Below are 13377 nucleotides of genomic sequence, written 5' to 3'. Positions count from 1 at the left end.
TACAAAATAAATATTACTTATTTGATGAAATATGCTGAATAACACAAAATATTGACTATAAATACATTTTAAATAATATTTAATAAGGAGTAAAGATTTTGAAACGACAGCAGAATTTTACCTTTTTGTCATCCCAATCAGGTATCAGAATGAAAATAAGTTTGATTGTATAATAAAAAAAATATGTAGTAAATAAGCCCTGAATAAATGAATAAATAAATAAATAAAGCATACCCAGGGACTTATTCATCATATATAATATTAGTGTAAATAGGTCAATATAACTCTTTTACAACAACATTGTCGAGGAATGACCGGCATCCGCTACCACTTCCTCCGTTCAACACATTACTTTCGATAGTTATCTGCGTAGTTGAAGTAGCATCATATACAACAGCTTCCAGTTTGTTCCACCGGTCTACAGGCCATTGCGGATCAGCTTGTAATCCGCTCGGATTATCCAGCTTCAGTTCAGACACAGGCTTCCCTTCACTGTCTTTAAAATAACCATTCCCGGATACCCTTACAATCATTTTAAGCGGATTCCCTTTGTCTGCCAGAGCCCATGCCCCATTTGTTACCAGATGCATCGGATTAGAGTCGAAAGAGAAATGCAATTTAACAGTTCCAGTGATATTTTTAAATGCAGGAGTAGTCATAGCGCCGCCTCTGCTAGCAGAGCCCAGTTTGATAATTCCGGGACGGAAGAAAACAAAGCGCGCTGTTCCGGCAAGTGTTTCAGGAGTAATCCACCCTTTAGAATCCCTTATGGCGATATTATCTGCATTAGTAAGCAAATCCCAGCGCAATTCGAATGTAGCTGCCGAATTAGCTACCGGAGGATCGATTGTTGCATACCATAAAGCGAGATCACCTGTCTCTCCCCAACCTGGGAGCACCCAACTAAAGTCATCGGCAAAATGTACCGGTTCTACTTTTATCTCTGCCGTATTAGGGGTATCTCTCTTCACTGTAAAGTCTACTGTGTTTGTCATTGTAGATACTCCGTCAAAATAGGCACAAGCCACTTTATAACGACCGGCTACAAGCTCCATCGTACCTTTACCCGAATCGTTAGTAGTATATGTATCTATCTTTTCAATCTTATTCTCACCCGTAACAGAATAGAGTTCAAACGATTTACTGGCCCATGCCGAGTTCGTTTTAGCATTGATCACAGTTATTACAACCTGATGAGGCTCAATATCCGGATTCATATCCTTAACACGCATAGTAGATTTTAGCATGTGATTGGCTATCTCAAATTTAAATAGGTTGTCTCTTACTTTCCCTGGTTCAAAAGCAACTTCAGCAACATAATAACCGGAACGGACGTTTAAAATCACCTCCCCTTTTTCATTTGTTGTGCATTCTTCCGTAGAATGTATAACATCTCCATCCTTATTGGTTCTCTTAACAGTTACAGATTCATTCACACGAGGTTTGCTTGTTTCTTCATCCAGTACAGTAAGTACATATTCGAACAAAGTAGGATTCTCAGGTTCACTTTCATCAATCGGCGATGTACTGTCATCGCATCTGACAAAGACAATTGCGCATGCTATGAGCATTGCTAGAGTTAATAAATGCATGTACTTTTTCATAAATGATTCATTGGTATAAGTTAACAAAAATTTGAGGCGCAAGTAGTAAAAAATATACTCTTGCTGCAAATATAGTTTTTTTTTATTAAATACTACATATAATGAAATAATTTTTAGTATTTGATATTAAAATTCAATATTTAACTATTATGTAGTATTTAAATAGATATTTTCCTTATATTTGCATATATTTAATAACAACGTAAAGGCGAAGTGTTGCGAAAAATATAAAAAAGCTGGCGCCTATTTTATTCAGCTTTATATAATATGATTAAACAACTTTAAATAACCAGGAATATGAAAACACACAGAAGCTACTTATGGCTCATACTTCTTTCGAGCATGATTCTTTTTTGCTCCAGTTGCAGTGGTGACGCCCCAAATACCAACCCAAGTCCTGATCCGGAACCTGATCCGGGGCCAACTATCGACAAAAATGTTTTAACACAGGCTTTTAGTCCGGGAACCGGAGGATATGCATGTTTTCGTATCCCGGCTGTTGTAGTATCTAACAAAGGTACGGTGTTGGCTTTTGCAGAAGGGAGGGTAGATGACTGTGAAGATGACGGAAATATCGATATCATACTTAAACGGTCGACCGACAACGGAAAAACATGGAGCGATATAATTACAGTTCATGACGACGGAAACAATAGATGCCAGAATCCGGCTCCTGTAGTTTTGGAGTCCGGACGCATATTGCTTCTATCTTGCTGGAACAAACGTCCCGGGGGAGCAAGGAGAGTCTATAAAACCTACTCGGACGATGATGGAAAAACATGGGCACCAATGACGGATATAGGTGATCAGGTTGCAATAGAAGGTTATTCCTGGTATGCAACAGGCCCTTGCCATGCGATAATAAAAACACTGGAGCCGAATAAAGGAAGGATTGTAGTTCCTTGCAACCATAATAAAGGTAATAACCGATATTCCCATATAATTTATTCAGACGATCAGGGGGAAAACTGGAAACTGGGAGGAATAGCCGATTATACGCAAGGGAATGAAAGCACTGTTGTCGAACTGGGAAACGGAGACCTGATGCTCAACATGCGAAATATGGATATGGAAAAGAATTACAGAATGCAGGCTATAAGTAAAGATGGCGGAAAAACATTTCAACCATCACAGGAAACGACTTTGATAGAACCAATCAACAATGGATGCCAGGGGAGCATACTCCGTTATTCTATTAACAGCCAAAACTCTGCAAATCTATTATTCGCAAACCCCAACCATGATTCCAGCCGCCGAAACGGAACTATAAAATTCAGTTCCAATGACGGAAAAAGCTGGACGAGAACATTTATGTATGTACCTGCAAATACTTATACATCTTATTCAGATCTGACAGTGTTGAACAATGAAAAAGTTGGCATTCTCTACGAAAGGGGCTTCAAAAACGGAGATGGAATTTACTTCCAAAGTATGGAACTTAAAGAAATAACCGACTCGAAATAGACTGATGTTACTTTTATATAATACTATATAGAATTGGAGAACCCCTCTTTTAGAGAAGAGATTTTTATAAGAATAAATGCATTAACAATCGCTATACTCTTTTATAATGCATAAATTCTAATATTTGATAGAAAAAATAAAAATCATGAGATCACTATTCATATTAGCCGGAACTTCATTAGTCATTTCCCCGCAAATAAATGCAGCTGAGTACACTCATGGAGAAGGTGACGGAGAAACAGGCAGACCTAATGTCATATTTATTGCCGTAGACGATCTCCGTCCTACACTTGGATGTTATGGGGACCCTTATGCAAAGACCCCAGCTATAGATAAAGTAGCCCAAAGTGGGACAATCTTTTCGCATAACTATTGCCAGCAGGCGGTCAGCAACCCTTCGAGATCATCTATGCTTACCGGATTTCGTCCCGATCAGACCGGAGTAACCGATCTCAATACTCATTTCCGGGAGAAAAATTCTGATATAGTAACACTTCCGCAATTGTTCAAAAATAACGGATATTATGTTTATAGTACCGGAAAAATATTTCATTCGGGAGGAAAAATGCGCGATGACGTTTCTTGGAATGAACAGGCTTCTGCCTACGACAGACGAGAATATATTCTTGAACAGAACCTTACAAAAAAAGCGGGCAAGGCTGCATCTACAGAAAGGGGCGATGTAGGTGATGAGGCGTATCCGGACGGGAAAATTGCGAATGATGCAGTGGAATTTTTACAAAAAGCCGTAAATATGGATGAGCCGTTTTTCCTTGCAATAGGCTTCAAAAAACCTCATTTGCCATTTTGCGCGCCTTCTCGATATTGGAATATGTATGCCGGTGTCGACTTTAAAGTAGAGAATCGCGCACGGCCTGTGAATAGTCCTGATATTGCATATCATAACTGGAATGAACTCCGCGGATATAGTGATATTCCCAAGGCAGGGCCTCTTTTGGCCGATAAAGAACAGGAATTGTGGCAGGGTTATTATGCATGTGTCAGCTATGTAGATGCCCAACTAGGCAAAGTATTGACAGAGTTGGAACGACTAAAGCTGTCTGACAATACCATCATTATTCTATGGGGAGATCACGGATATCATCTGGGAGAGCAGGATTTGTGGTGTAAGTCTACAAACTTTGAACTGGATAATAAAGTACCGCTCATTATTTCTACACCAAAGCAAAAGACAAAAGGAAAACAGTGCGATGCCATTACAGAAAGTGTGGATATATATCCTACATTGGCTGGCCTGTGCAGAATGCAAACACAATCTAAACTAGCCGGACTCAGTTTGGAGCGATTTCTCGATGACCCGGAAAAAGATTGGGAATACTATGCTTTCAGTCAGTTTCCCCGTCCATACGAAGCGATCACAAAACCTGTAGCTACTACTATGGGTTATACAGTCCGCACTCCACAATGGAGATGTACCTACTGGTATGAAATAGGGAGCGGAGCTATAGTATCAAAAGAGCTCTATAACCTTGATAGTGATAATCCGGAGATCACAAATCTTTCTGGGAATAAAGAAGTAGAAAGGACAGAAGAAAAACTGGCTTCCATACTGGATAACTATAGGAAAGGTATCTATCAAAAATAACTTTTGAATAGTAGATTTTATTAAAAATATTGGCATGTAAAATGTAAAGAGCCTGTTTGAACTTTATTAATATGTACTACTTGAGTGTTAATTGAATAAAATTATTTCTTCACAAAGTTTTTCAACAGGCTTCTTTTTTTATACTTCGTCCTCTATTACATAGACTCCAAAATTTTCTCCATATCTTCATATTGTTTATCGAGATGCATTCGCATCGCCATTCTGAATGATTCCGGATTTCCACTATTTAATATGCGGAGTAATCCCCGGTGAGATACAATCTGGTTTTTACGGTAGTCTTTTGTACGGGGAGAGTAGTACTTAAAAAGCGGTTCCAGAAGGTTTTGGAAATCCTGAAGGCTTTTATTCCCTGTAATAGCATAAAGCGTAGCATGAAATTTTACATCTAAAGCTATAGATTCCTCGGTATTGATCGTGTTTTCTTCCCTTTTTACAATAGATTCAACTTTTTTGATGTCCGATTCGGTAATATTTTTGAAGATAAAATCGGCCATACCGATTTCCAGCATAAGTCTTAGTTCATAAAGTTCTTTAAGAGTTTCTTTATTCAGTATTCCGGACTCTACGATCAATTTTAAAACTCCGAATACTTTAGGCATAACGATAACTGTACCTTTTTTTCTTTTGGTCTCAATCACACCGAGAGCCCTTATCCGGCTCAGCGCCTCACGAACAACAACACGGCTTACTTCAAAAAGATCGGCCAGTTCCTGCTCTTTCGGTAATTGTGTATCTACGCCATATGAATTATCAATTATGTGCTTTAGAATCCTGCGTTCTATTTGTTCTACTAAAGTATGATTCTTCTCTGTTACCATAGTTATATGCTTTTTTAAGTATTTCTTGTGTTTTAATATATTAAATACTACATAATATGTGTTTTTAGCGTGTTTTATGCAATTTAAAACAAAAAATCAGTTATTATATAATACTTTTTCTTTTATTTCATTATCTTTGATAATATTTAATTGGTGTTCTCCAACAACGTGCGAATCTAAAAATTTGTACAAACGACAATTAAATCACAAAGATAATGAATATATAACTATTAACTAATTGCTATGAAAAAGATTGAAGGTCTAATCGCCGCACCATTTACTGCGTTCACGCCTGACAACAAGGTGAATCTTGCTATGGTGGAAAAACAGCAGGAAATGTATAAAAAGAACTCACTTTCAGGGGTTTTTATATGCGGTTCTACAGGGGAAGGTTCTTCCCTTACTTATGAAGAAAAAAAATTACTTTACAAGGAGTGGTCAAAATACAAAGCTCCTGATTTCAACATTATCGCTTTTCTGGGAGGTACATCGGTAAGTGAATGTATTGATCTGGCCCGGTATGCGCAAGAGGTCGGTTTGGATGCAGTGGCGGCGACTGCTCCTTACTATTTCAAACCGGCAGATGTTAATGCCTTGGCCGGGTTCTGTAAAGAAATAGCTGATTCGGTTCCCGATATGCCTTTTTTCTATTATCACATCCCGGTACTTTCCAATGTCAATTTTCCGATGATAGAGTTACTCAAAATAATGGATAAAACAATACCAAACCTTTCGGGAATTAAGTATACATTTGAGAATATGATGGATTATCAGCTTTGTCTGAATTTCAAAGACAGAAAGTACAACATCATGTGGGGTAGGGACGAGATGTTGCTTCCAGCCTTATCGATAGGTGCAACAAGTGCTGTGGGGAGTACATATGGCTATAACGCACCGATATATAATGAGATAATAAGATTATATAATGAAGGTAAAATGGAAGAAGCTGCCAATCTTCAGTATATAGCCAATAAGATCATTACCTTGTTGGGAAAATATGGTAATGGAACAGGTAAGGCATTTATGAAAGCGATCGGTATGGACATGGGCCGGTACAGAGCTCCGCTAAACACTCTTACAGAGGAACAGTATGCGGCGCTTCTCTCTGATCTTAAAGAATACTCGTTCTATAACTACAGTAATAAAATCTAATTCGGAATCTATTTATCAGCGTAATTCTTCAAAAAGGAGATGCTCACTGAAATGACCGTAGAGGGTGTGTCTGAAACTCACCCTCTTTTCTATATGTACAAATACCTTTTGTAAAATATACTTGAAGACAAAAATATCAGAACCTCTTTGAAAATCAGTCTTTTTTAGTTCAAAAAATATTGAAGACCAGATATTATTACGTTAATATGCTAAGTCTGATTCTCCATGCATATCTAAGGTTAACCAACAAGGGCGTGATTTTGCAATCACACCCTAATTTATCAATATTAAAGTTAATCGATAGGCTTCACAGCTTTTCTTTATGTTCTTTGATTATTTCAAAAGAGATTCATAATAGTTTTTTACGTCAATCCAATTATAAAAGGGTGCCATATCTGTTTTAATTGGTGGCACTAGTATTTCCTTTTCGTGAAGAAGGAATTTAACCAGAATATCATCCGATTTAGGTTTGCGGTAAAATATGATCTGTATATTACCCGCCATAGGCGCTACTTTAAAATCGCTCCAAGCTTTATAATACTCATCAGCATTGGATACGCTATTGTAACATCCATCAAGGTGCAAAAGCATTGCTAGCGGGATGATGTTGCCGTCGTGGGCAAAGCGCAGGTCCGCCCCTTTTCCGTTAGTCGATATAATGCGACTGGCATTTTCCAATATATCTTTCAGAAGAGGTTTGCAGTTTTCAAACATCAGACCGCCATTTATTGCCCCATTAGCGTCATTGACATATAATTTGTAATTCTTACATTGCCAGAGATCAAAAAGTTCTTGTTTCTCAAATATGTCATAGAAAGATAAATCAGTTTCTATATTTTGCATTCCTCCTGCAATATAAAAGAGTTGCCACATCGTCTCTTCCGGATTTATATTTTTGTTGATGTAAGCCTTATCCGAAAAAAGAGAATTGATCAAACGTGCCGGCTTTACATGTTCCTGTTGAAATTTACGATGTTGTTCACGCCAAGTATATTTTGCAGAACGGAATTCAATTGCTTCTTTGGTATGATGATTCAGAAAACTTTGCCACTTCATACCCGAATTGCGCTCGATCTGTATAGAAGGATTTAATTCTTTCAGCCGCTCGCAAAAAGCATCCATACTAAGCACGCAACGAACGATGGTAGTTGCACAAGCCGTATATTTTCCATCTTTGGAAAAAACCTGAGGGTTGGTGATATACATGCGTTCGGCGATGCCCTTATGTTCCCGTATTCCCAAGGGAGAAAGATCTCCTCCTCTGAGCTCGGCTTCCTGCCATACTTGTTGCAATCGGACATAAACATCTTTACCTAAATCAGTTAATGCATTATTGTTATAAGCATCTTCAAATCGGTCGAGGACATCCTTATAGTCACTGTCACTGATCAGGTACCGGGACCCATGACGGCCAAAGTGGCTTATATAGAAGGGTTCGTATCCTTTCGGTGGCGTTGTATAAGGTATGATTTCCTTTGCCGGATATGCATAGTATACACCTGCAGTTTTCTCGGGAGTAGCAAACAGTTCTTCTTTTGATGTTTGGGAAAATGCAGAGATAAAGGCTGCAAATAACAGTAATAGTAGGTAAATTCGTTTCATTCTTTTTTTATGATTTTAGATAAAAAGGTTGTCGACTCTGGGGCAGGGTAATTTATACCCTATTAAGTGATAAGCTAACAACCTTTTTATCTCTTTATATACTTTATTTATAATCAGGATTCTGTGTCAGATAAGGATTAACGGTAAATTCTTCCTGAGGGATAGGGAATAACTTATACTTGTTATCCACATCTTTTCCGACATAGTTCCCTGCTTTACCGTCGCTACCTTTCCAGTCCCAGTTATGATTTTTTGTAAATTTATTGAAACGAATCAGGTCTGTACGACGAATCAGTTCAGTATACAGTTCGCGCCCTCTCTCATCTAATATAAAGTCCAAATTTAATTCAGCCTCTGTAATTCTCCCCGAAGCATCATTTCCGTAACTTCCCGACATGTATGCCCTGTCTCTGATCTCATTTACATAGTCAAGAGCTTCGCTTTTGCTTCCGCCGCCGCCTCTTAATATAGCTTCCGCGGCCATCAGATAAGCATCAGCTGTTCTAAACATAGGATAATCAATCGATGAGTATACAGTGCCGCCTTCGGCCAGTTCCGAACCGTCGGCTTTTACATTACGCCATTTGATACATGCATACCCATTGGTAAATGTTCCTTGAAAATCTTTTCCATCTACCCATGTTTCTTTAGTGTGTCCTACGCTAAAGAATTGAGCTCTTTTATCTTTCTTGTTATTTCCCCAGATATCGTTTACGTCGAATGTCTGGTCACCGCTTTCAAACAGGTTTACTAATTGGGTAGTCACACGGGCATTCCCCCATCCTCTGGTTCCGACCCCCGTTTTCAGATAGCTGTTTATATTTCCGTTCATCAATGCTTTCACATAGAAATTAGTTCCTGCACTGCTTTGTGCATAATCAGCATCCTGTACCAGATGCCAGATGATTTCGGAACATGTATTATTATCGGCCAGAAAGATATGGCGATAATCTGGTGCCAACGGGTACGCCTTGCTGTCTATTACCATTTTAGCATATTTGTATGCTTTCTCATATTCTTTTTTGCCTACATACACTTCTGAGTTCAAATAGATACGTGCTAGTAAAAACCATGCGGCTACCTGATCTATACGCCCGTATTGGTTTGTCTTCGACGTCTTTAGCAATGGTAATACTGTTTCTAATTCGCTTACTGCGTAATCATAAATTTCAGTTCTGGTTTTTTGGTGAGGCAGGCTTCCCACTACCATTGTTTCTTCAATAAACGGTCCGGACCCGTACAAGTCACATATCATACTGTAGCAATATGCCCTGATAAACCGGGCTTCAGCCACATAATACCGATATTCGTCCTTCAGTTCGTCGTAAACGCCTCTTTCTTTCAGTTTATCCTCTGTACACTCACGTATAAATTCGTTACAGTAGTTTATAGTCATATATAAACGATAGTAAGGATACTTGATAATTGAGGTAGATGGATTCCAGTTTACATAGAGCAGATCCCGTGAACCCTGGCTGCTGCCTGCATGCAAGATAATTTCATCAGATACTGTCGTTTGCAGATAGAATAATGCACGGGTATATCCGCTATACCCTTCGTCGATACCACCTACATCTCCGTCACCGCCGTCACCACCTTTTTGTCCGGTCTGAATAAGCGATGCATAACATTTTGCTATTACACCTTTGTATCCTGCGGCTGTTTCGTACACATCTTTTGCTACTAGCTGGTTCTTATCCAGAGGCTGTGTGTCGAGATCTCCCAGACAGGAAGAAAACATGTTGCAGCAGGCAATCAGGATTGATATGATTAATATATTTGATTTCATACTATGATTTTGTTTTTAATGGATGTATGGAAACTCGCATGACAAAATTATCTTGTACTTTGGTGAATCGTGATTGGCTCAGCCGATTTTGCAATTCATGCTCGTTTTCATACTATAATTTTGTTTTTATATTAAAAGTTTAGATTTAAACTGAAAGAATACATTCTCGGACGCTGGTATGAATTACGGTCGATGCCCGAAAATATCTCAGGGTCGATACCCGAATAGCCTGAAATGAGAGCAACATTCTGTACATTAAATGCCAGTCGCAAAGAAGTTTTATCATTCCATAGTTTTGAGAAAGAATAGCCGAGAGTGATATTGTCTATCTTGAAGAAATCTCCTTTTTCCAGAAAATAATCTGAAAATTTACGTGATTGCGTGAATCCGGTTTTCAGGGTCGAACTCATAATATTACCGGATGTATTGCCGTCTGCACTATAAAGCTTGTCGAACGAATCTCTTGCTGCCTGATAGTTGAAGACGTAGTGTCCGAATCCTCCGTGTGCATTTGCTCCCAAATCCCAGTTTTTGTATGATATACGGGTTGATAGACCGTAGAAATATGGCATATGCGAACTCTTACCTGTCATGTATTTATTTACGTCTGATTCGCTTGTTACAATATCTCCGTTCGGAGCCACATATTTTCCGTCCAGTGGGTTGCCATTATCATCATATGCCTGTTTCAGTAAAAAATAAGTATAAGGTGTTTCTCCGACTTTATGTCTTTGAACATAGTCCCTGTCTCCAATGCTACCTGCATTTATTGAATTATCTTCGCTGTCTATTGTATTCAGTTTTGTGATTTCCGATGCATTCCATGTAAAGTTTCCTCCTATCGACCATTCCCAATCGCGGGTTTTGACCGGTATTGCCGATACAGCAAGTTCTATCCCTTTGTTTTTCATGTTTCCGATATTGGTATCTATTTTGTTAGTATAGTTACTACCGGCCGGAACATCAATGAAATTCAACAGATTCTTTGTACGGCGGGTGTAAATATCTACACTTCCCGATATACGGTTGTTAAGGAATCCATAATCTATCCCCAGATTGTAGGTCGTGGTTGTTTCCCATTTGATAAGAGGATCGTAGCCATTAGGCCTGTAAAGCGTTATCCATTCGTTGCCAAACATATATCTGGAAGCATCGTATGAAGTGGTATAAGTGCCCAGGTGCTGGTAGTACGAACCTATGTCTTGCTGTCCTGTTTGCCCATAACTAAGTCGTAGTTTAAGGTCGGATAAAGCCTTGATATCTTTTAGGAAAGATTCTTCAGACAAGCGGTATGCCAGTGCTGCAGAAGGGAAATATCCCCAACGGTTATTTTTCGCAAAGCGGGAAGAGGCATCGGCACGCAAAGTAGCTGTTAGAAGTAACTTTTGAGCGTAGGAATAATTAAGACGTCCATAAAAGGATAATAGATATAATTCTGCTTCGCCCGAAGTAGGGTCACCATATACTTCGCCTTTCGAATCATAGGTTGTAGCTGCATTTCTATACCAGAAGCGTTGCCAGCCATAACCTCCCATTGCACTGATGCTATGATCTTTCCGGAAATCTTTTTTGTAATTTGCGTACAAATCTATCAGGTAATTCCTGTTTTCATTTTTTGAAGTATATGATTTTCCTGACCCGTCCTGCATATGTGAAACATACATAGATGGGGCATTATTGGGAATAGACTCGTCATAGTCATCTACACGGACATCATAACCAAGGTTTGCATGTAGAGTAAGATCTTCAAATCCATGTATTTTATAGTTTGCTGCCAGATTTCCTGTCGAACGCTTGTTTTTCTGTAATTTATCGGTCAGCATCAAATCCGCAACGGGGTTGCTGCCTGCTTTTGTAATCGGATTGCCATTTTCATCCATCCACATGAAGTATCCCAGTCCGACATTGTTGGGGTAATTTGCATATACCGGACGTGTAGGGTCAAATGTGGAAGCACTTCCTACTGTTCCGCCGGAAACAGGATTTTCATTTTCTATGCTGCCTTTAACGTTAATGTCGAGAGATAAGTGTTTGTTGAAAAATTGCGGGGCAAATCCTACTCCCAGACTGAGTCGTTCATAATTATTTTCTTTGATAACTCCATTTTGATTATAATAACCGAATGATATGCGATAGGGGATATCAGCGACAGCTCCTGTAGCCGATAAATTATGATCTGTACCAAAGGCAGTTCTGGATACTTCCTTCTGCCAATCTGTACTGACATCGCCAAGCATATAACCATCAGGCACATTATTTGCGTGTTCCTTAAATGCTTTTCTGTAAGTGTCGGTATCTAATACATCCAAATACTTTACTACCTGGCTGATAGTGAAACTTCCACTATAATTCAGATTGACTTTTCCTTTTGTTTGACTACCTTTCTTTGTGGTAATGATAATCACTCCATTTGATGCCCGGGAACCATATATGGCGGTTGCGGATGCATCTTTGAGTACTGTGAACGACTCTATGTCGGCCGGATTGATAGAGCTGATAGATGTACTCCGGACCGGCACTCCGTCTATAACCAGTAACGGATCGTTCGATGCAGATAATGAAGCTCCCATCCGTATGCGTATAGTACCTTCGTCTCCCGGTGCACCGGAACCCGGTGTTACGCTAACTCCTGCAATTTTACCTACTAATGCATCTTTGGCCGTTAATACCTTTCCTTTGCTTAGTTCATCCGGTTTGAATGTTGTGAGCGAACCTGTGACATCTCCTTTCTTTACTTGTCCATAGCCGATAACGACTACTTCATTAAGCATTTCCTGATTTTCAAGAAGGGTTATCGAAAAATTCTTTTGTCCATTGACCGGGATTTCCTGGGCTTCGTAGCCGATGAAGCTGACTGTTAAGATTGCATTCGATGGAACATTGAGTTTAAAATAACCGTCGACATCCGTAACTGTTCCGTTTGTGGTGCCCTTTACCAATATGCTTGCACCGATAACGGCTTCTCTCTGGTCATCAACCACCTTACCTTCTATAAGGATATTCTTTGTTGTCTGCGCATAAATACTGGAATGAATCAGGATACTCAAGAGGAGGATGAATATCTCTTTCATCGGTTTTCTTTTAGATTTGCATTTCATGGGTTTTTAATAATAGATTTAGTTAAACATCTCAACTAAAGTATCTGTGTAAATAGTATTTTTAGCTGAGTTTACAAAAACAAAGCTATTATACATCGATCCAAATTCTAGATGTAGGGAGATGTGTAGAGTAGATTTTTGTAGGTTGTAGTTTTCTTTATTTCAGATGTTTATGTCTTTTTTATGAGAGAAAAAAAGTAGATAAAAATAGAACTTCAAGGAG

Annotated in this window: 8 protein-coding genes; 3 read left to right on the top strand and 5 right to left on the bottom strand. The window is 38.9% G+C overall.

Going from position 1 to position 13377, the window contains the following annotated elements; translation table 11 throughout:
• Positions 1-275: 275 nt before the first annotated feature.
• A complete protein-coding gene (locus IR083_RS13685) occupies positions 276-1604 on the bottom strand; it encodes a prealbumin-like fold domain-containing protein (RefSeq protein WP_194224730.1) in 1329 nt (442 codons plus the stop codon).
• Between the two features lie 297 nt (positions 1605-1901).
• Between IR083_RS13685 and IR083_RS13680 the strand changes: the two genes are divergently transcribed.
• Both IR083_RS13680 and IR083_RS13675 read left to right on the top strand, forming a co-directional pair.
• Positions 1902-3068, top strand: coding sequence for a sialidase family protein (locus IR083_RS13680; RefSeq protein WP_242052417.1), 1167 nt, complete (start codon positions 1902-1904; stop codon positions 3066-3068).
• Positions 3069-3213: 145 nt separating this feature from the next.
• Entirely contained in the window at positions 3214-4674 is a 1461-nt protein-coding gene (locus IR083_RS13675) for a sulfatase (RefSeq protein ID WP_194224729.1), read from the top strand.
• Between the two features lie 155 nt (positions 4675-4829).
• On the opposite strand, the gene IR083_RS13670 is transcribed toward IR083_RS13675, so the two are convergent.
• Positions 4830-5513 (bottom strand): FadR/GntR family transcriptional regulator, encoded by a 684-nt coding sequence (locus IR083_RS13670; RefSeq protein WP_194224728.1) that lies wholly within the window; start codon positions 5511-5513, stop codon positions 4830-4832.
• Positions 5514-5756: 243 nt separating this feature from the next.
• On the opposite strand from IR083_RS13670, the gene IR083_RS13665 reads away from it, so the two are divergent.
• A complete protein-coding gene (locus IR083_RS13665; RefSeq protein ID WP_194224727.1) occupies positions 5757-6665 on the top strand; it encodes a dihydrodipicolinate synthase family protein in 909 nt (302 codons plus the stop codon).
• Positions 6666-6998: 333 nt separating this feature from the next.
• Here the strand turns inward: IR083_RS13665 and IR083_RS13660 are convergent, their stop codons facing one another.
• From IR083_RS13660 to IR083_RS13650, 3 genes are all read right to left on the bottom strand, one after another.
• Complete coding sequence (locus tag IR083_RS13660; RefSeq protein ID WP_194224726.1) at positions 6999-8267, bottom strand: histidine-type phosphatase; 1269 nt, start codon at positions 8265-8267, stop codon at positions 6999-7001.
• 103 nt (positions 8268-8370) lie between these two features.
• Entirely contained in the window at positions 8371-10056 is a 1686-nt protein-coding gene (locus tag IR083_RS13655) for a RagB/SusD family nutrient uptake outer membrane protein (protein ID WP_194224725.1), read from the bottom strand.
• Between the two features lie 131 nt (positions 10057-10187).
• Entirely contained in the window at positions 10188-13127 is a 2940-nt protein-coding gene (locus IR083_RS13650; protein ID WP_194224724.1) for a SusC/RagA family TonB-linked outer membrane protein, read from the bottom strand.
• Positions 13128-13377: the final 250 nt, after the last annotated feature.

This window comes from Dysgonomonas sp. GY75 (assembly GCF_015234155.1).
In the GTDB taxonomy this organism is placed as follows: domain Bacteria; phylum Bacteroidota; class Bacteroidia; order Bacteroidales; family Dysgonomonadaceae; genus Dysgonomonas; species Dysgonomonas gadei.
Note: the sequence above shows the minus strand (reverse complement) of the source record. Positions and strands in the feature narration are given on the sequence as shown.

Coding starts and splice junctions, on each gene's coding strand:
- IR083_RS13685 (WP_194224730.1), bottom strand. CDS start 1,604: ATGAAAAAGTACATGCATTTATTAACTCTAGCAATGCTCATAGCATGC.
- IR083_RS13680 (WP_242052417.1), top strand. CDS start 1,902: ATGAAAACACACAGAAGCTACTTATGGCTCATACTTCTTTCGAGCATG.
- IR083_RS13675 (WP_194224729.1), top strand. CDS start 3,214: ATGAGATCACTATTCATATTAGCCGGAACTTCATTAGTCATTTCCCCG.
- IR083_RS13670 (WP_194224728.1), bottom strand. CDS start 5,513: ATGGTAACAGAGAAGAATCATACTTTAGTAGAACAAATAGAACGCAGG.
- IR083_RS13665 (WP_194224727.1), top strand. CDS start 5,757: ATGAAAAAGATTGAAGGTCTAATCGCCGCACCATTTACTGCGTTCACG.
- IR083_RS13660 (WP_194224726.1), bottom strand. CDS start 8,267: ATGAAACGAATTTACCTACTATTACTGTTATTTGCAGCCTTTATCTCT.
- IR083_RS13655 (WP_194224725.1), bottom strand. CDS start 10,056: ATGAAATCAAATATATTAATCATATCAATCCTGATTGCCTGCTGCAAC.
- IR083_RS13650 (WP_194224724.1), bottom strand. CDS start 13,127: ATGAAAGAGATATTCATCCTCCTCTTGAGTATCCTGATTCATTCCAGT.